The following is an 18689-nucleotide window of genomic DNA, read 5'->3' on the forward strand; positions in this document are numbered from 1 at the left end:
GATGTGGAACCGCCCGAGATTCGATCTCAAGGTCCGTCTGACGCTGCGCGTGGCGGCCATAACGGCCGCCTGCTTCGCCGCGATCTCCGCCTATTTCCTGATCGCCGCCGACCGCGACGCCCATGCGCGCATCGACAGCATCGCCGCGATCGTGGCGAAATCGCTGGAGCTGCAGCAAGGCAAGATCCAGTGGGTGGCCGGTCCGCGCGACTTCCCCAACCTCGACCCCGTCGCCGCCTATGTGATGACCCCCGGCCTCTGCCTGGCCTTTCGCGGCGCGAGCGGCGAGATGCTGCAGCGGTTCTGCAGCGGTGCGCCGGCTCCGGCGAGCCCGCCGCCGCAGGCCTTTACCGCCTTCTATCGCAGCCTGTTCGACCCAGGCCGCGAGGCGGCGCGGCCCGTGATCGTGCGCGGCGCCAAGCTCGGTGAGACCGTGGTGTCGGTCGATCCCGCGGTGCAGACGGCGGAGGCCTGGCACGAGGCCGGCCGTCTGATGATTGCGCTGGCGATCGCGTTGCCGCTGTTGTGCCTCCTGGTCTACGCGGCGCTGGCGCGCGCGCTGCGCCCCACCCGCCTGATCTGCACCGGCCTCGAGCGGATCGCGGCCAACGACCTCGCGGCGCGGCTGCCGCCGTTCGATCTCGCCGAGCTTTCCGCGATCCGCGACGGCTTCAACCATCTCGCCGAAAGCCTCGACAATGCGCTGGCCGAGCGCAGCGAGCTGACGCGCAAGCTGATCGCGCTTCAGGACGACGAGCGCCGCCATCTCGCCCGCGAGCTGCATGACGAGTTCGGTCAGTCGCTGGCCGCGATCCGCGCGCTGGCCTCGTCTGCCCGCCAGACCGCCGCGCAGGACTGCCCCGCTTTGCTGTCCGAATGCGACGGTATCGCGCGGACCGCGGCCGGCATGATGGAGACGCTGCGCGGCGCGCTGTTCCGGCTTCGGCCTCCCGATGTCGAGGAGCTCGGACTCGTTGCCAGCCTCGAGGGGCTCGTCGCGGGCTGGAACGGACGCAGCCGCGGCGAGACGCGCTTCACGATCCAGTTCGAGGGGGCGTTCGAGACCCTGCCCGCCGCGATCAGCGCCAATCTCTATCGCATCGTGCAAGAGGCACTCACCAACGCCGCCAAGCATGCCGGCGCCACCAAGGTCGGCCTGCATCTGACGATGGCGGCAGACGAGATCGCCCTTGCCATCGACGACGACGGCCGGCCCAGCGATGCCTCGAGCAAGTCAGGCATGGGCCTGCTCGGCATGCGCGAGCGCGTTGCCGCCCTGCGCGGCCGCATGACCTTTGAAGTCGGCCAGAACGGGGGCTCGGCGCTGCGCGTCGTCATTCCGCTCGCCGCCGGCGAGCCGCAGGTGCTGGAGCATGCGGCATGAGCGCTGCCGATGCGTCGATCCTGCTGGTGGACGACCATTCCGTGGTCCGTGAAGGCTATCGCTCCGTGCTGCAGAAGCAGCCGGGCCTGCGCGTCATTGCCGAAGCGGCCGACGGCGCGGAGGCTTACCGGCTGTACAAATCCGAGACGCCCGATCTCGTCATCATGGATTTGAGCATGCCCGGCATCGGCGGAATCGAGGCGATCAGGCGGATCAGGCAGTGGGACAAGGGCGCAAGGATCCTCATCTTCACCATGCACCAGAATGCCGGCTTCGCCGTGCAGGCGATCCGCGCCGGCGCGAGGGGCTACGTCACCAAGACCAGTCCGCCGGAAACGCTGGTGCGCGCCGTGATGGACGTGCTCGCCGGCAAGATCGCCATCAGCCCCGACATCGACCACGAGCTGGCGCTGAGCCGGCTCGGCGGCGAAAGCTCGGCCGCCGACGTCCTCACCGCACGCGAGTTCGAGGTGCTGCGGCTGCTGCTCGCCGAGAAGACGACCGACGAGATCGCCGAGACGCTCCATGTCAGCCCGAAGACGGTGGCGAACCTGCATTCGCTGATCAAGGACAAGCTCGGCGTCGGCTCCGACATCGAGCTGGTCCGCCTCGCGCTGCGCCAGGGCCTGTTGACGGAGCCCGATCTCGGCGAAGCCTGAGCGGTCACCTGCCTAAGGCGCAAGCCGCGTTCCATCGGGTGCAAATGCCTCGACCGTGTCGCCGATCGCGAACGACATCATGTCGCGCCCGACGAGCAGAGGTCCCTTGTAGCTTGTACGGGTGCGCAGGATCAGCGGCTCCTCCGGAATGTCGGCGACGGGCTTCACCGTGCCGAACACAATGTGGGAGTATACGGCGAGCTTTGGCCTGGCGGACGCAAAGATCAGGCCCGCCTCCTCGGGCGAAGTGTGGTGCGCCTGAATGTCCTTGTAGACCGGACTCTTGACCAGCAGCTCCGGCTCGATCACGGCGACCTCGTGGATCAGCAGATCGGCGCCCTCCGCCGCCTTCGCGATCCGCTGATCGTACTTGGTGTCGCCTGACAAAACCACTTTATGGCCGCCATACTCAACGACGTAGCCGAAGGACGGCTTGATCTTCTCGCCGTGATTGACCTCGATCGCGGAGACCCTGACACCGTTGCTGTCGTAAACGGGCCCGGCTTCTATGTCCTTTGCGGCAAATCTGATTGCTTCGGGATCGAGGTGCTCATCATCGATACGAATGCGGATGTCGTCGGCAAAAGCCTTTGTCAGGTTCTCCGCCATCGCGACGGAGCCCTTGGGCCCATAGAGCTTCATCGGTCCCTTGCGGGACGCCCAGGGCGTGGCGAGCCAGCCGGTCAGCCACATATCGGGAAGGCCGACGAGGTGGTCGGAATGCAGATGGGTGATGAAACTCGCCGTGATCGCGCCGAGCGGGATCTTCAGCTTGTAGAGCTGCATGGTCGAGCCGCGGCCGAGATCGAACAGCAGCTTCTCGTTGCCTGCCTCCACCAGCGTCGAAGCGCTGAAGCTGGTCGGACGCGGCGTCGGCACCCCGGTGCCGAGCAGCGTCACCTTGATCGGTTCGGCCGAGGCGGCGGTCGTCATCGCGAGCAGCACGACGCCTGCCCGCAAAATAGTCTTGAGCATAGTTTTGTTCCCCGAGAGTCAGATTATCGCAGTGTCGCCACGTTCATTCGCGCGCGACCACCTGGTCCAGCCACGCGCAGTTCAGCGGCGGCACGCGCGGGTCGGCGACGCGGACGCCGCGGGCCGCTGCATCCAGCCGCATGTCGCGCAGGCGCTTGCGCTGCTCTTCCGGCATATGGAGCCGCTCGTGGCCCCACAGGGACGGGCCGTCAAAGGTCTCGTGCGGCTGCCAGGTGTCGGGATCGATGACGCGCGCGCCCCAGCCATATTCGATGAAGAAGCCGGACGGCGTGCTCACATAGAATGAGGTCATGTGGTCGTTGGTGTGCCGTCCCAGCGTGTAGGCGACGCGGCCCTCTTCGAGCTGTGCCAGGTCGTAGCCCTGCCCGACATCGTCGAGACTTCCGAGCTCGACCATGAAGTGATGCAGTGCCTTCCGCCCGGAGCCGACCATCGCAAAGCTGTGGTGGCGGCCGTTGACGTGGAAGAAGTACAACCCATACGGCTTCAGTCCGAAATCCGAGACGTGGAAGCCGAGCACGTCGCGATAGAACGGCAGCAGCGGCTCGACATCCTCCACGTTCAGTACGACGTGCCCCATGCCAAGCGCAGCAGTGCGAAACCCCGAGATCGGCCTGCCCGGCTTGAAGGGCTCGGTCGCAAGCTCAGGCTTGCAGAAAGCCTCGAGCCGATTGCCCGCGGGGTCAGTGAACCAGATCAGCTCGGTGACATGCCGCTCGTCGGCGAGCGCGCGCGCACCGCGCGTCACCTTGACGCCCTGGCTTTCGAGCCGTCCCGCCAACTGATCAAGCTCTGCCGTGGACGGAACTTCCCACCCCATCACCGCAAGGCCTGCGTCACTGCTGCCGTCGACGATGAGCCGCTGCTTGCGGTCGTCCATGCGGAAAGCGCGCATCTTGCCGCCGCGATCGACCTGCTGCATGCCGAGCAGCCCCGTTGCCATCCGGCCCCACTGGTCGAGCTGCGATGAGTTGATGCCGATATAGCCGAGCGCGGTGATTTCCATCGAAGTCCTCCAGAAGGCATCGCGTGCGCCGCAAGACGGCGAACTTGATACCGGCAGCGCGCGATCTTAACGTGGTGTTCCGCAATCGCTTCGCGTTCGCAACGATAATCGCGGGACCGTGCACCACAAGGGAGGAAATGCGAAGTGTCCAAGGAGCGGACGGGGCCGGGCGCGCCGCGACAGTCGGAAGGCGTCCGCGCCTTCAAGCGCGGGCTTGACGTGCTGCGCGAGGTCAACCGCTCCGGCGGCATCCGCGCAGGCGACGTCGCCCGTGCGCTCGACCTTCCCCGTCCCACCGTCTACCGCCTGCTCGAGACATTGGAGGAACTGGGATATATCGCGCGCAGCGCCAGCGATGACCGCTTTCGGGTGACCCGGCGAGCCCTGAGCCTCGGCGACGGCTACGATCCCGGCGTGGTGATTTGCCAGGGGGCGGCGCCCTACCTCGCCGAGCTCAGCAAGACCCTGGTCTGGCCGGTCGATCTCTCCACGTATGAGAACGCTGCGATGGTCGTCCAGGAGACCACCCACGCGCGCAGCCCGCTCTCGATCGACCGCGGCATGATCGGCAAGCGCCTGCCGATGCTGCGCACCTCCGCCGGCCGGGCCTATCTCGCCGCCTGCCCGCCGCGCGAACGGGACCTCATCATCAATCATCTGCGCCGCATCGACGAGGCCGACGACCGTCCGTTCCTCGATGCAGCGCGGCTCGATCGCATGATCGCCGAGACGCAGGCGCGCCGCTACGCGATCCGAAGCGAGGGCGAGTTCAACCCCAAGACGGCGTCGATCGCGGTGCCGATCGTGCGGGATGGAGCCGTCTTCGGCTGCATCTCCATCATCTGGATTCGCTCGGCGCTGCGCATCGACGCGGCAATTGCGCAATTTGCAGCGCAGCTTCAGGAGACGGCTGCGGCCATTCCGGTCGATGTCTAGGCCGATCCGTCCGCTGGGCGGACACTTCGGCCAGCGGCGTTGATGCTGCGACGCGGCTTGGGGAAGAGATGGCCCCATGCAAAATAGATCCGCCCCCGAAGAGTTCGATGTCGTGATCGTCGGCCGTGGTCCGGTCGGCGCCACCCTCGCCAACCTGCTGGGCCTGTGCGGCATCCGGACCTTGGTGCTGGAGCGCGAGGGGCAGACCTATCATTTGCCGCGCGCGGTCCATTTCGACGACGAATGCATGCGCGTGTTCCAGACCATCGGACTCGCCGACGCCATCCTGCCCCAAGTGATCCTCAGCCCCGGCATGCGGTTTCTGGACGCGGGCGGCAAGATGCTGTTGGACTGGTCGCGGCCGCAGAATTTGACGCCGATGGGCTGGCATCTCAGCTATCGCTTTCACCAGCCGGATCTGGAGGATGTCCTGATCGGCGGTCTTGCCCGCTTTCCCCGCGTCATCTTGCGCAGCCGCTGCGATGTGTTCGCACTCGATCAGGATGAGCATGGCGTGCGCGTCCGCTACGAAGACCTCACGAACGGACAACTCACCGAGGTCCGCGCCCGCTATGTGATCGGCTGCGATGGCGCCCGGTCTCTGGTCCGCCGCTTCATCGGCTCCGGCATGGACGATCTCGGCTTCCACGAGCGATGGCTGGTGATCGACGTGCTCCTCAAGCGAGCGCGTGACGATCTAGGCGATTACAGCTTGCAGCATTGCGATCCCAGACGGCCCGCGACCTATGTCCGCGGCACCGGAACGCGGCGGCGCTGGGAGATCACGGTTCTCGCGGACGAGGATTCTCACGAGATCGCGCAACCGGCAAAGGTCTGGGAATTGCTGTCGCGCTGGGTCACGCCAGACGATGCCGAGATCGAGCGCGCCGCGGTCTACACCTTTCATTCCGTGATCGCAAAGCAATGGCGGCATGGAAGATTGCTGCTCGCGGGCGATTCCGCGCACCAAACCCCGCCCTTCCTCGGCCAGGGCATGTGCGCGGGCATCCGCGATGCCGCCAACCTCGCCTGGAAGCTCGACGCCATTATCCGGGGCGCCGCCACGGCCGATCTGCTCGACACCTATCAGAGCGAGCGCCTCCCGCATGTGCGCGAGTTCATCGAACTCGCCATCCGTCTCGGTGGCGTGATCAACACCAAGGCGATCGAAGCGGGTCTCGCTGCGGGCGAGGCTCGCGAGAACGCCCCAGTGAAGCTCGAGGTGAGGAAGCCCCTGCTCGGACCTGGACTAGCGCCCCACGATATGCCGCTCGCAGGAGATCTGGCGCCGCAATTCGAGCTTCGGGACGGCAGCCGCAGCGATGATCGGGTGGGCTACGGCCATGCGCTGCTCGTCGCAGACGCCGCTGGCCTTTCCTCGCGGCCGGCGCTTGTACAGGCGGAACTCAAGATCCTGGCCAGCGACGATTCCGCCGGCATCGGCGAGTGGCTGAGTCGGCACGGCATCATCGCCGCACTGGTTCGTCCCGACCGCTATGTGCGCGGCGCCGCGCGGAACGAAATCGAACTCGACCAGCTCATCGGCGCCATCACGCCTCTCACCCACGTGCCGTCCGCGGCCTGACCAAGCATTTCTCAAGGACATCTCATGAAGCTCCTCTCTTTCACCGCCAACGGCCGCGCCTCGTTCGGCGCCGTCAAGGACAACGGAATCGTCGATCTCGGCGCGCGCATGGCGCCCTGCTCCACGCTGCGGCAGTTGCTTGAATCTGACGGCCTCACCGAAGCGGCAAAGCTCGTCACCTCGACGGCACCCGATCATCCGCTCGACAAGGTCAGCTTCGCCCCAGTGATCCCCGATCCCGGCAAAATCATCTGCGTCGGCCTGAACTACCGCGACCACGTCGCGGAGACTGGCCGCACGGTGACTGAGAAGCCTGCGCTGTTCGCACGCTTCGCCTGCAGCCAGGTCGGCCATCTCCAGCCGATCGTGAAGCCGAAGGTGAGCGACGATTTCGACTACGAAGGCGAGCTCGCATTGGTCATCGGCAAGGCGGGCCGCCACATTCCGGCGAACCGCGCGCTCGATCACGTCGCCGGCTATTCCTGCTACAACGAAGGCAGCGTCCGCGACTGGCAGCGCCACACCAGCCAGTTCCTCTCCGGCAAGACCTTTGCCGAGAGCGGCAGCTTCGGCCCGTGGCTGGTGACGGCGGATGAAATTCCGGATCCATCCAGGCTCAGCTTGCAGACGCGCCTCAACGGCAACGTGGTGCAGAACACCACGACCGACCTCCTGATCACCGCGATCCCCGAGTTGATCGCCTACATCTCCACGATCTGCCCGCTCGTCGCCGGCGATGTCATCGTGACGGGCACGCCGGGCGGCGTGGGCGCCAAGCGCACGCCGCCGCTGTGGATGCGGCCGGGCGACACCGTCGAGGTCGAGATTTCCGGCATCGGCACCTTGCGCAACACGGTGATCGCCGAACCGGCCTGAGCTTCGTGACCGACCAACCAACGATAAAATCAGGAAACGCCATGAACGCTTCTCGCTCGCTGTCTACCGCCATCATGCTGACGACGCTGGTGCTCGCATGCCCTGCCGTGCGCGCCGAAATCAAGGGCGAGACCATCCGCATCGGCGTGCTGACCGACATGAACGGCGTCTTCGCCACCGCGATGGGCCCGGGCTCGGTCGAGGCGGCGCGGATGGCCGCGGAGGAGTTCGGCGGCAAGATCAACGACAAGCCGATCGAGATCCTGCAGGCCGATCACCAGAACAAGCCGGATCTGGCGGCATCGCTCGCCCGCAAATGGTTCAGCGACGGCGTCCAGGCGATCGCCGACGGCGGCAGCTCCGGCGCCGCCCTCGCCGTGCAGGAGCTGGTCCGCGGCAACGGAAAGATCTTCCTCGTCTCCGGTGCCGGTGCCAACCAGCTCACCGATGAGGCCTGTGCACCAACCAGCGTGCAATGGACCCAGGACGCCTATTCCACCGCGACCGCCGTGGTTTCAGGCATCATGCAGACCAGCAAGGAGCCGTGGTTCTTCATCACCGGCGACTACGCCTTCGGCCATTCGATCGAGGCGACGGCACGAGCCCGCATCGGCGAGCTCGGCGGCAAGGTCGCCGGCGGCGTCAAGGCGCAGCTCGGCACGCCCGATTTCAGCTCGTTCCTGCTGCAGGCCCAGTCCTCGGGCGCGAAGATCCTCGCCATCAACGTGGCCGGAGACAATGCCACCGCGATCAAGCAGGCCGAGGAATTCGGCCTCGCCGATCAGGGCATCAAGATCGTGCCGATGTCGTTCCAGAACGTCGACATCGAGGCGGTCGGGTTGAAGGCAACCCGTGGCGACCTCATCGTCACCTCGTTCTTCGAGGACGTCTCGCCGGCAGCCAGGAAATTCTCCGATGCGTTCTTTGCGCGCCGAAAGGCGATGCCGTCGCAGATCCAGGCCGGCGTCTATTCCGCCGTGCGCCATTATCTGCAGGCGATCAAGGACACCGATTCCGACGACAGCGCAACCGTGATGGCCAAGATGAAGGCGACCCCGGTGTCGGACGCCTACACGCCCAACGGCCGCATCCGCGAAGACCAGCGCATGGTGCATGATCTCTATCTGGTCCAGGTCAAGACGCCGCAGGAGTCCAAAGGCCCCTGGGATTTCGTCAAGCTGGTCGCGACCATCCCGCCCGACCAGGCCTTCCGCCCGCTCGACCGCAGCAAATGCGGCTTGGTCGGCAAGTAGCAGCTTACGCCAGATAACGCACCAGCTGGCCTTCCATCGCATAGAGCGCGCAGAGCGCCAGGCTCGACCACACCGCGGCGCTGAAATACAGGAACATCCAGGTCAGCTCGCCTTTCCAGTGCGCGATGTCGTGGGTCACCACCCAGCGCGTCGAAACGTCGTGCAGGCCTTCGAGGAAGCCGAGAAACCTGTTGCCCTCGGCGTGCCCTGCCCGCCAGCGGCTGAGATACATGGGAACGTCGACGGTGACGAGAAAGGCGAGGAAGCAGGCGATGCCGACGATGCCCGACATCAGAGCCCAGCGCACCACGCCCTGGAATTCCGGCATCAGGCGGCACAACGCGATGCCGGCGAGGAAGAAGGTCACCGCCCACAGCGAATTCTCGATCGCGTTGAAGAGGAAGTTGGTCGTCACCACCGCGTACCAGGAGAAGCACTCCGCGATGATGATGATGGGCACGATCACGAGCGCGATGTTCCCCGCAGTCTCGGCGCCCGTCATCTTGCCGAGCTGATGCAGGATGATGGCCCATTGCGCGACAAAGCAGAGCTCGGCCACGGTCGCGACGGTGCGGCCGACCACGACGCTCGACAGCCAGGTGTCGAACAGGCAGATGCGCTGCACGTCCGCGCGCGGCAGGAACGAGCGGAACGCGCAGCCGAACACATAGCCGGCGCAGAGCAGGAACATCAGCCCGATGTCCGAGCCGCCGCCCGCACTTCCTGCGACCGTCGGGTAGAACTCGCGATACAGCATGAACCAGACCAGGATATTGGCCGCGCTCACGAGCGTGAGAGATCCCCACCACCACGCGAGGGGATTTGACCGCGCCTGCCACTGCAACATGAGCCGCTCCAGAAATTATCGATGAATTATCGATCTGACATGTCGACGTAATAATCCTGTCACAAGACGGCATGCAATCACGACAAAAATCCGTGTGGTCGCCTCGCTCGCGCGCTTTCTTCAGTGAAATTTCGAAGCAATTCTTATGTCCACATATCGGACAATTTCTGTACTTCCGTCGAATCTATTGGACAGAAGCGACGCTTCCGTTCGATAGTCAGGAATGGCCCCGAAAGACTCATCCAAGCCGCGACATGCGCCCTCCTCCGCTGCCGCCGTGCTGGCGGAGAGCGTCGATGACGCCGCCTTCGCCACGACGTTGGCGAAGGGGCTGGTCGTGCTCGAAGCGTTCAAGGCCGGCAGCACACTGCTCGGCAACATGGAGCTGTCGACGCTGACGGGCATTCCGCGGCCGACGGTTGCGCGGCTCACCCACACGCTGGCCGAACTCGGCTACCTCCGTTACGACGCCGAGCGGGCCAAGTACCGCGTCGCTGCGCGGGCGCTACGGATCGCGCATCCGCTGCTTGCGGGCATGCAATTCCGCCAGGTGGCGCGGCCCATGATGCAGGAGCTGGCGCTCAGCGTCCGCGGCACGGTCTCGATCGGCCTGCTCGACGCCACCTCGATGATCTATGTCGAGACCGCGCGCTCCGGCGATGTCGGGCCGCACGCGCCCGACATCGGCATGCCAATTCCCGTGGTGATGACCGCGATGGGACGCGCCGCGGCAGCGACCTTGCCGCCGGCCGATGCCGAGCGACTCGAACGGAACATCGCCGCCGAAGACGCCGAGTTATGGTCGGCCTTCCGTGACAAGTACCGCGCCGGGATCACGCAATGCAAAAGCCGCGGCTTCTGCACCTGCTGGGGCGAGTACATGGCTTCGATCCATGCCGTCGCCGCGCCGCTGTTCCACGTCAGCGAATCCAGGCAGTCGTTCTCGATCAATTGCGGCATCCCGGCGTTCCGCCTCCAGCCGGGCCAGCTGGAAGGCGAGATCGGTCCGCGCATCGCAGCGCTCGCCGACAGCATCCGCGCCATCGTCGGACAGGCGGCCCCCGCGCCGCCGGCGCGCAAGACCAAGAAAACCAACACCGGGACGTGAGATGGCTGGGCCGCTCGAAGGTTTGAGAGTTCTCGACATCGCGACCATCATCGCAGCGCCCTTTGCCGCGACGCTGCTGGCCGATTACGGCGCCGAGGTGCTCAAGATCGAGATGCCCGGCCAAGGCGACGGCGTGCGGGCGTTTCCGCCATTCAAGGACGGCAAGCCGCTGTGGTGGAAAGCGGCCAACCGCAACAAGAAGTTCGCCACGCTCGACCTGCGCACACCGGATGGGCTTGCGCTATTCAAGCAGCTGCTGCCGCGCTTCGACGTGCTGATCGAGAATTTCCGTCCGGGAACGCTCGACCGCTGGGGCTTGCCTAAGGAGGTGCTGTGGTCGATCCAGCCGCGCCTCGTGATCCTGCGCGCCACCGCTTTCGGGCAAGATGGCCCCTATCGCGAGCGGCCCGGCTTTGCCCGCATCTTCGAGGCCATGGGCGGGCTCACCTACATCACCGGGGAGAGCGAGGGCGAACCGACCCACCCCGGTTATCCGATCGGGGATTCGATCGGCGGCCTGTTCGGCGCCGTCGGCGTGCTGGCGGCGCTGTGGAAACGGGCGCGTGACCCGAATGCGCCTGGCGAGGAGATCGATCTTTCGCTGACGGAGGCGACCTTCCGCCTGCTCGACGTCCTCGCTATCGAACACGACCAGCTCGGCGCCGTTCGCAGCCGGATCGGCAATGCCAACGGCTATTCGGCGCCAGCCGCCGTGTTTCGCACCCAAGACGATCATTGGGTCACGCTCGCAGGTTCGACCAACGCACTGTTCGCGGCGAACTGCCGGGCGATCGAACGGCCCGACCTCATCGACGATCCGCGCTTCGCCAGCAACGACCGGCGCGTCAAGCACGCTTCCGAGCTCAACGACATCTTCGCCGGCTGGTGTGCCGCCCATCCCCTCGATGACGTCCTCGCAAGGTTCAACTCAGCGCAGGGAACGCTCGCCCCGATCTATTCGATCGACCAGATCGCCGACGACCCGCAAATGAAAGCGCGCGAGGTGATCACGCGCGTGGCTGACCGAGATTTCGGCACGGTTGCCATGACCAATGTCGTTCCGCGCTTCACCAATGATCCCGCGCAAATGCGTCACGCCGCCGGCGACGTCGGCCAGGACAATGACGAGGTCTTTCGCAATTGGCTCGGCTTGAGCGAGCAGGAGATCGAACGGCTCACCGAGCGAAAGGTGATCTGAAACTAACAAGAAGACTGACAATAAGGGAGGAAGAGATCGTGGCATCGCACGACGTCACACGACGAACCCTGCTGGGCACAATCGCAGGCGGCCTTCTTGCCGGCTCAAGCCTGACGGCACGGGCCGAGGATGCATGGCCCTCGCGCATGGTGCGGCTGATTTCGCCCTACGGACCCGGCGGCTCCAACGACATTTCGCTGCGCCTGCTCGCCGAAGAGTTCGGCCGCAATCTCCGTCAGCAATTCATCGTCGAGAACAAGCCGGGTGCCGGCACCCGCATCGCGAACGACATGGTCGCCCATGCCCCGGCCGACGGCTACACCCTGCTCTACGTCGCGGCGCCCTACGCGACCGCCGAGGCGTTGTTCGGCAAGCTGACCTATGACCGCAAGGATCTGCAGCCGGTCGCGATGGTCGTGGTCGCGCCGCTGTTTCTCATCATCAGCGCCGACGCACCATTCAAGACGCTTCCCGAATTGATCGCCTACGGCAAGTCGAAGCCGGATGGGCTGACCTTTGCTTCGCCCGGCGCCGGCTCGCAGCCGCACCTCGCAGGTGAGCTCCTGTTCCGCGACGCCGGCGTCAAAGGTCTCAACATCCCGTTCCGGGGTGATGCGGCCTCCTACACGGAGCTGCTCGCCGGACGCGTCGATGCCACGCTGACGGCGCTGCCGACCGCCCTGCCCTACATCCAGAGCGGAAAGTTCATCGTGCTCGGCGTCGCCTCGCCCGAGCGCAGCGCACTCTATCCGCAGGCACCCACGCTGCGCGAGCAGGGCTTTCCCAACGTCGCCGCCGCCGGCTGGTACGGCTTCATGGCGCCCGCCACGACGCCGCCCGCGATCGTCGACAAGTTCCAGGCCGAAGTCCTGCGCGCGCTGGCAGAGCCAGCGATCAAGGACAAGCTGACCGCTCAAGGTCTGGAGGTGCGCGCAGGCACTGCCACCGAGTTCGGCCAGTTCATCGATGCCGAGACCCAAAAGTGGACCAAGCTGATCCGCGACGCCGGGCTCAAGGGCGAATGATCGCAGGCAACAGGGAACGAAAATGAAGAACCGTCTTCTCTATCGCGTCGCGGTCACCGCGCTTGCCCTGGTGATGTCGCTCGCACAGGCTCATGCGCAGAAGAAATACGATCCCGGTGCCTCCGACACTGCGATCAAGGTCGGTCAGACCGTGCCGCTCAGTGGCCCGGCCTCGGCCTACGCCGTGATCGGCAAGACCCAGGCGGCCTATATGAGGATGATCAACGACCAGGGCGGCGTGAACGGCCGCAAGGTCGAGCTGATCCAGTATGACGATGCCTATTCGCCGCCGAAGACAGTCGAGCAGGTTCGCAAGCTGGTCGAGAGCGACGAGGTGCTGCTGACGTTCCAGATCATCGGCACGGCGCCGAACGTCGCCGTGCAGAAATATCTCAACGCCAGGAAGATCCCGCAGCTATTCGCTGCCACCGGCGCGGCACGCTTCACCGATCCGAAATCCTTTCCCTGGACCATGGGCTTCAACCCCTCCTACCTCGTCGAGGGCCGGATCTACGCGCAGTACCTTCTGAAGAACCATCCGAACGCCAAGATCGGCGTGCTCTACCAGAATGACGACCTCGGCAAGGACTATCTTGCCGGCCTCAAGGCGGGCCTCGGTGACAAGGCAAAGATGGTGGTGGCCGAGACCTCCTACGAAATCTCCGAACCGACCATCGACTCGCAGATCCTGCGCTTGAAGGACGCCGGCGCCGACGTGCTGTTCAGCGCCACGACGCCGAAACAGGCGGCGCAGGCGATCAAGAAGGTCGCCGAGATCGGCTGGAAGCCGCTGCACATCATCGACATCAACGCTTCCTCGCTCAGCGCCGTGCTGAAGCCGGCGGGTCTGGACAATTCCAAGGGCGTCGTCAGCGTCGGATACGTCAAGGATGCCGCCGACCCCGACTGGAAGGACGATCCCGGCATGAAGCGCTACCTCGCCTTCATGGCAAAGTACTATCCCGACGGCGACAAGGATTCGAACCTGAACGTGTACGGATACATCACGGCCCAGCTGCTGGGGCAGGTGCTGCAGCAATGCGGCGACGATCTGACCCGCGAGAACGTGATGCGGCAGGCGACCAGCCTCAAGCACGTCGTGCTCGATCTGACGCTCCCGGGAATCTCGGTCACGACCACACCGACCGATTATCGCGTCAACAAGCAGTTCCAGATGGTGCAGTTCGACGGCCAGCGCTGGCAGAAGCTCGGCGACATCGTGACGGACGAGGCGAAGGAGTGAGAAGAGCCAGGCTTCGAGACGGCGCTCAACGCTCGCCGGCTCGCCGGCCGCCGCTGCGGATCAAATGGTCGCGCTCCCGGACATGGTGCTGATATTGGAAGATGGCGCGATTGGCCATGCGGATCCGGTTGGTTTGCCCCTCCTCGACCATCCCGGTGATGCGCTGTGCCAGGAATACGCAGGCTTCGAATTCATCACGGATCGCGCCCGTGCGGTCGAGAAAATCCCAGGCAATCTCGTAGGCCTGCTCCGCGGCGGGATTGCGATAGTCGCTGAAGACAATGTGCGTCATCACCGGCAAAGCCGGAGGAGCGCGATCGTTCCTGCGGCCGCCCGCGTGCGGCAGAAAGCCCGCTAATCCCGATAATGTTCCGGTCGCGGGAACGACGCCCCCCGCCGCAAGTCATCGCACGTCGGCACCACGCCTTGCCAATTCAGCGAAAACGGTCCCGGCGGCTCTGCGCCGGGACCTCATGTCTTCACCGCTTCATGCCTGCGACATAGGCTGCGAGCTTGTCCAGCGTCTGATAGCCGTACTCGACGGCGCCGAAGCCGATCATGCCGTCGCGCTGCTCGGTGCTCGAGGCGAGCTGGCGCATCATCAGCACGGTCTTGCCGTTGCTCTGCTCGGCAAAGGTGACGGTGAAGCGGAACATGCCGGGATCCTCGTCCTGGTCTGTGCCGTGATCCATCTCCATCAGCGACGGCCGCTCGATGCGACGGAAGCGCATCCGGTTCGGATAGACCGTGCCGTCGGGGCCGATCATGTTGAAGCGCCAGACGCCGCCGACCCGCACGTCGATCTCGAAGGTCTCGACCTTGAAACCCTTCGGCCCGAACCATTGCGGCAGATGCTTGGGGTCGGACCAGGCCTCGAACACCAGATCGCGGGGCGCGTCGATCACGCGCGACATCACGATCTCGCGGTCGAGCGACCATTGCGACAGAGCGGGGTTGGCAGAATTCGTCATCGTCAAGAACCTTTCTTCTTGGTTGTGCGGGACGGCCGTTTGGCGACCGCCTGCTCCTTCTCTTTCTTGAGCTTCATCACATAGACTTCGAACCGGTCGAGCCGCGCCTCCCAGATCGCGCGCTGCTGCTGGAACCAGTCCTCCGCCCCGAGCAGCGCATCCGGGCTGAGCCGGCAGGTCCGCACGCGGCCGGATTTCTCCGATTGCACGAGCCCGCTCGTCTCCAGCACATGGATGTGTTTCATGAGGCTCGGCAGCGCCATGTCGAAGGGATCGGCGAGCTCGCCGACCGACGCCTCCCCCGCGCACAGCCGCATCACGATCGCGCGCCGCGTCGGATCGGCAAGCGCTGCGAAAACCTGGTCGAGGCGGGACAGTTGGTTAGCCATGCAGCTAACTATAGGCGACGTGGACGCCCGCGTCAACAATTGTTATCCGACTGGCTTAGTTTTGTACCGCCGGCCTCGATGCGGAACCTGCGACGCGCAATTGTGAATTGGGCCGCGGGACGCTTCCGGCTAAAGCAGATCGGGGGCGCGTCAGAATCGTTCATCAGAGCCCGTGCCGCCTATTGTCGCCTCATCCCCCATTACCCGGCGGACTTTCGCCCGGGCCGTCTTCATTCCGGCTGCGCTCGCGCTTTGCTCGCAACGCGCCTCGGCGGATTCCGACATGATCGCGCAGATGCGCGACATCGTCGCGAGCGAGCTGGCACCGACCGCGACGCCGGACCATGCGGGCGGCCTCGCCGCCGCCCTCTATGCCGGGCGCCATGTCGAGTTCTTCAGTTATGGTTTTGCCGATGATGCGACCGGCCGGAAGATGACGCCGGATACCTTGTTTAACCTCGCCTCCTTGAGAAAACCGTTCGAGGCGGCTGTTGTGGCGCTCGGCGTGCTGCGTGGCGAGCTGCGGCTCGACGACCGCCTGCCGAAATACCTGCCCGAGCTGGACGGCACCTACATCCGCAACGTCACCGTCGGCCAGTTGGTGACGCACACATCGGGACTATTGCTGCCGACCGACCATCCGCCCTGGCCGAACGATGAGTACACGCGCGCGCAGTTCATCGCCATGCTGAACGCCTTCGCGCCGGCGGCGAGCGTCGCGCCCGGTCGGCAACGCATCTACACCCATGCCGGCTATGTGCTGCTTCAGCTCGTGCTCGAGCGCTGCTACGACATGCCGATCCGCACGCTGATCGAGGGGCGCATCCTCAAGCCGCTCGGCATGCACTCAACGTTCATTCCTGAGCGCGGCGCAGACAATCGCGCCGTCATGGATGCCGCCTGGATGCAGCGCGCGGTCCAGGGCTATTCCGACCAGGGCGCGGCCGTCGGCCCGATCGGCGATCAGCAGAGCTATTTTGCCTTTTCCGGCACCGGCCAGATGTTCGCCTCGGTGAGAGATTTTTCCACGTTCGCGGCGGCCTGCGTCGATGGCCGGGCCATCGATCCGCATTTGCGCGAGGCGCTGCGGATGACGCAGCGCGAGGCCTTCCGCGTCGACGAGAAATTCGGACAGGGCATGGCCTGGGAGACCGTGCGTCTTCCGGGCGTCACTATCGTCGACAAGCCCGGCGGCCTCAACAACGCCTCCGGCTATATCGGCCTGGTGCCGGCGCGGCGGATCGGCATCGTCCTGCTGGCCAATCGCGGCGAGTATCCGCACGAGATCGCCCGCTACAAGATTCTGCCCGCGCTGGCACATCTGCTGGCATCGCACGCAGGCTGAACTTCAAAACAGAAAGCCCCGGCCGAGCCGGGGCTTTCCACGCCAGGATGGGACCGGGACAGATCAATACCTGGCGACGACCGGTCCGCCGAACTTGTAGTTCACGCCGACGCGCACGATGTTCGACTTGAGGTCGACCGAATGGGTGAAGGTCTGCGCCGGCAACGCCACACCGACGCTGAAATTGTTGCTGGTCATGCTGCTGCGGCCGAGATCGACATAGAGATATTCGGCCTTTAACGACCAGCCATTGCCCACGGCGTATTCACCGCCGAGGCCCGCGGTCCACCCGACGCGGGTGTCGCGGATGGTTCCGGATTCGGTCGCGCCTGCGAAGGTATCGGTGAAGTTGAAATTGCCCCTGACCTCTGCGATGGCGGCACCGCCGGTGGCGTAGATCAGCCAGCTCGGCGTCGCGAGGAAGCCGATGCGGCCGCGAATGGTGGCGAGCCAATCGGCGGAAACCGACGAGTTGACGGTGAAGGTGGTCGGCGCGCAGCAGGGATAGACGGCCGTGCTGCTCGCGCTGCCCTTGAAGCCGAAATAGTTGATGTCGCCCTCGAGGCCGAGCACGGCGTTGTTGACCTGCCAATTGTAGCCGGCGGTGAAGCCGCCAGTCACCCCGGAGCTGTTGATGTGCTGGGCGCCGACCGTTCCGATGGCGGTCACGCTCGAATCCGCGAAATAGGCGGCCACCGGAAACAGCGTGGTGGTGGCCGGGTTCGCGCTGCCCCACTGCCCGCCGACATTGCCGCCGACATAGAAGCCGGTCCAGTTATAGACGGGCGCCATTGCCGGCGCCTTGGTGTAATGCGCCGCGAGGTCGGCGGCCTGAACGGACGCGGTCCCCAAGACAACCGACGCGATCGCCAGCAACAACTTGTTCATTCCAGTCTCCTTGCCCCACGCGATGAACTCGCGTTTCGATTGCCCGCCGATAAAAACCGGCGCAGTGAGGGCATACGGCGCGCGCCGCGGCTCGTCTTGGGCTGCGGCGAAGTTCATCGGGACTGTGACGTAGTCTGCATCGGAGATCGTACAAACGGATGAGGAGTGTGACTGGAGGGCCACAGATCACCCCCTCATCAGCGGCGTGCAGCGCAAGCCGCTGTCGCATGACGACAAGGCAGTCACAGCGCGATTAGACTCTTCGCGCTTCAGACCGAGCGCGTCAGTCCGCCGTCGACGCGGATGTTCTGGCCGGTGATGTAGGCGGCGCCGTCGGAGGCCAGGAACGAGATCGTCGCCGCGATCTCCTCGACCTTGCCATAGCGCTTCATCGGCACGCTGTCGCGGCGCGCATCCTGTTGCGGCAGGCTGTCGATCCAGCCCGGCAGAACGTTGTTCATGCGGATGTTGTCGGCGGCATGGGCATCGGTGAAGATTTTTGTGAAGGCGGCGAGCCCTGCGCGGAACACCGCCGAGGTCGGGAACATCGCGCTGGGCTCGAATGCCCAGGCCGTCGAGATGTTGATGATGGTCCCGCCCTTCTGCGCCTGCATGATCGGCGTCACCAGCCGCGTCGGGCGGATCACGTTCAACAGATAAGTGTCGAGGCCGGTGTGCCACTGCTCGTCGGTGATCTCGGTGATCGGCGCGCGCGGGCCGTGGCCGGCGCTGTTGACGAGGACGTCGATCCGTCCCCATTTTGCCATCGCACCGTCGACGAAACGCTTTAAATCGTCGTTCGACTTGTTCGAGCCGGTGACACCGAGCCCGCCGAGCTCGGCCGCCAGGGCCTCGCCCTTGCCCGAGGACGACAGGATCGCGACACGAAACCCGTCCGCCGCCAGCCGCCGCGCAGCCCCTGCCCCCATGCCGCTGCCGCCGGCGGTAACGAGCGCAACCTTCTCTGCTGCCATGACCGA

19 protein-coding genes are annotated in these 18689 nt (G+C 65.2%); 11 read left to right on the forward strand and 8 right to left on the reverse strand.

What is annotated here, in order from left to right; genetic code table 11:
- Position 1 precedes the first annotated feature (1 nt).
- Together ML401_RS20445 and ML401_RS20450 are read left to right on the forward strand one after the other, a co-directional pair.
- Positions 2-1384 (forward strand): HAMP domain-containing sensor histidine kinase, encoded by a 1383-nt coding sequence (locus tag ML401_RS20445; RefSeq protein WP_285806703.1) that lies wholly within the window; start codon positions 2-4, stop codon positions 1382-1384.
- Positions 1381-2043: a response regulator transcription factor gene (locus tag ML401_RS20450; RefSeq protein WP_194402702.1), complete on the forward strand. Its 663-nt coding sequence runs from the start codon at positions 1381-1383 to the stop codon at positions 2041-2043. The genes ML401_RS20445 and ML401_RS20450 overlap by 4 nt, the downstream gene beginning before the upstream one ends.
- A 12-nt stretch (positions 2044-2055) precedes the next feature.
- Here the strand turns inward: ML401_RS20450 and ML401_RS20455 are convergent, their stop codons facing one another.
- Both ML401_RS20455 and ML401_RS20460 read right to left on the reverse strand, forming a co-directional pair.
- Positions 2056-3018, reverse strand: coding sequence for an MBL fold metallo-hydrolase (locus tag ML401_RS20455; RefSeq protein WP_285806704.1), 963 nt, complete (start codon positions 3016-3018; stop codon positions 2056-2058).
- A 43-nt stretch (positions 3019-3061) separates the two neighbouring features.
- Positions 3062-4045, reverse strand: a complete 984-nt coding sequence (locus ML401_RS20460) for a VOC family protein (RefSeq protein WP_285806705.1) — start codon at positions 4043-4045, stop codon at positions 3062-3064.
- 144 nt (positions 4046-4189) lie between these two features.
- On the opposite strand from ML401_RS20460, the gene ML401_RS20465 reads away from it, so the two are divergent.
- The 4 genes from ML401_RS20465 to ML401_RS20480 all read left to right on the forward strand — a co-directional run bounded on the left by ML401_RS20465 (position 4190) and on the right by ML401_RS20480 (position 8695).
- A complete protein-coding gene (locus tag ML401_RS20465) occupies positions 4190-4981 on the forward strand; it encodes a DNA-binding transcriptional regulator (RefSeq protein ID WP_285806706.1) in 792 nt (263 codons plus the stop codon).
- Positions 4982-5057: 76 nt separating this feature from the next.
- Positions 5058-6566, forward strand: a complete 1509-nt coding sequence (locus ML401_RS20470) for a bifunctional 3-(3-hydroxy-phenyl)propionate/3-hydroxycinnamic acid hydroxylase (protein WP_285806707.1) — start codon at positions 5058-5060, stop codon at positions 6564-6566.
- A 24-nt stretch (positions 6567-6590) separates the two neighbouring features.
- Entirely contained in the window at positions 6591-7442 is an 852-nt protein-coding gene (locus ML401_RS20475; RefSeq protein ID WP_285806708.1) for a fumarylacetoacetate hydrolase family protein, read from the forward strand.
- A gap of 41 nt (positions 7443-7483) precedes the next feature.
- Positions 7484-8695: an ABC transporter substrate-binding protein gene (locus ML401_RS20480; RefSeq protein ID WP_285806709.1), complete on the forward strand. Its 1212-nt coding sequence runs from the start codon at positions 7484-7486 to the stop codon at positions 8693-8695.
- 4 nt (positions 8696-8699) lie between these two features.
- Here the strand turns inward: ML401_RS20480 and ML401_RS20485 are convergent, their stop codons facing one another.
- Positions 8700-9542: a hypothetical protein gene (locus tag ML401_RS20485; RefSeq protein ID WP_285806710.1), complete on the reverse strand. Its 843-nt coding sequence runs from the start codon at positions 9540-9542 to the stop codon at positions 8700-8702.
- Positions 9543-9765: 223 nt separating this feature from the next.
- Here ML401_RS20485 and ML401_RS20490 point away from each other — a divergent pair, with 223 nt between their 5' ends.
- From ML401_RS20490 to ML401_RS20505, 4 genes are read left to right on the forward strand one after another with little or no spacing between them, the layout of a single operon-like run.
- Positions 9766-10650, forward strand: coding sequence for an IclR family transcriptional regulator (locus ML401_RS20490; RefSeq protein WP_285806711.1), 885 nt, complete (start codon positions 9766-9768; stop codon positions 10648-10650).
- 1 nt (position 10651) lies between these two features.
- Positions 10652-11848: a CaiB/BaiF CoA-transferase family protein gene (locus ML401_RS20495; RefSeq protein WP_285806712.1), complete on the forward strand. Its 1197-nt coding sequence runs from the start codon at positions 10652-10654 to the stop codon at positions 11846-11848.
- Between the two features lie 38 nt (positions 11849-11886).
- On the forward strand, positions 11887-12873 hold the full coding sequence (locus ML401_RS20500) for a tripartite tricarboxylate transporter substrate binding protein (RefSeq protein ID WP_285806713.1): 987 nt from the start codon (positions 11887-11889) through the stop codon (positions 12871-12873).
- A gap of 22 nt (positions 12874-12895) precedes the next feature.
- Positions 12896-14116: an ABC transporter substrate-binding protein gene (locus tag ML401_RS20505; RefSeq protein WP_285806714.1), complete on the forward strand. Its 1221-nt coding sequence runs from the start codon at positions 12896-12898 to the stop codon at positions 14114-14116.
- Positions 14117-14141: 25 nt separating this feature from the next.
- Here ML401_RS20505 and ML401_RS20510 read toward each other — a convergent pair whose 3' ends face one another.
- From ML401_RS20510 to ML401_RS20520, 3 genes are all read right to left on the reverse strand, one after another.
- Positions 14142-14408 (reverse strand): hypothetical protein, encoded by a 267-nt coding sequence (locus ML401_RS20510; protein ID WP_285812712.1) that lies wholly within the window; start codon positions 14406-14408, stop codon positions 14142-14144.
- A 187-nt stretch (positions 14409-14595) separates the two neighbouring features.
- Positions 14596-15087, reverse strand: coding sequence for an SRPBCC family protein (locus ML401_RS20515; protein ID WP_194402713.1), 492 nt, complete (start codon positions 15085-15087; stop codon positions 14596-14598).
- A gap of 2 nt (positions 15088-15089) precedes the next feature.
- Entirely contained in the window at positions 15090-15476 is a 387-nt protein-coding gene (locus ML401_RS20520; RefSeq protein WP_259212072.1) for a helix-turn-helix transcriptional regulator, read from the reverse strand.
- Between the two features lie 283 nt (positions 15477-15759).
- On the opposite strand from ML401_RS20520, the gene ML401_RS20525 reads away from it, so the two are divergent.
- Positions 15760-16821: a serine hydrolase gene (locus ML401_RS20525; RefSeq protein ID WP_285806715.1), complete on the forward strand. Its 1062-nt coding sequence runs from the start codon at positions 15760-15762 to the stop codon at positions 16819-16821.
- Positions 16822-16884: 63 nt separating this feature from the next.
- Here the strand turns inward: ML401_RS20525 and ML401_RS20530 are convergent, their stop codons facing one another.
- Together ML401_RS20530 and ML401_RS20535 are read right to left on the reverse strand one after the other, a co-directional pair.
- Entirely contained in the window at positions 16885-17709 is an 825-nt protein-coding gene (locus ML401_RS20530; protein WP_259212120.1) for an outer membrane protein, read from the reverse strand.
- 269 nt (positions 17710-17978) lie between these two features.
- A complete protein-coding gene (locus ML401_RS20535; RefSeq protein WP_194402717.1) occupies positions 17979-18683 on the reverse strand; it encodes an SDR family oxidoreductase in 705 nt (234 codons plus the stop codon).
- Positions 18684-18689: the final 6 nt, after the last annotated feature.

It is taken from the genome of Bradyrhizobium sp. 62B, assembly GCF_030272265.2.
Taxonomy (GTDB): domain Bacteria; phylum Pseudomonadota; class Alphaproteobacteria; order Rhizobiales; family Xanthobacteraceae; genus Bradyrhizobium.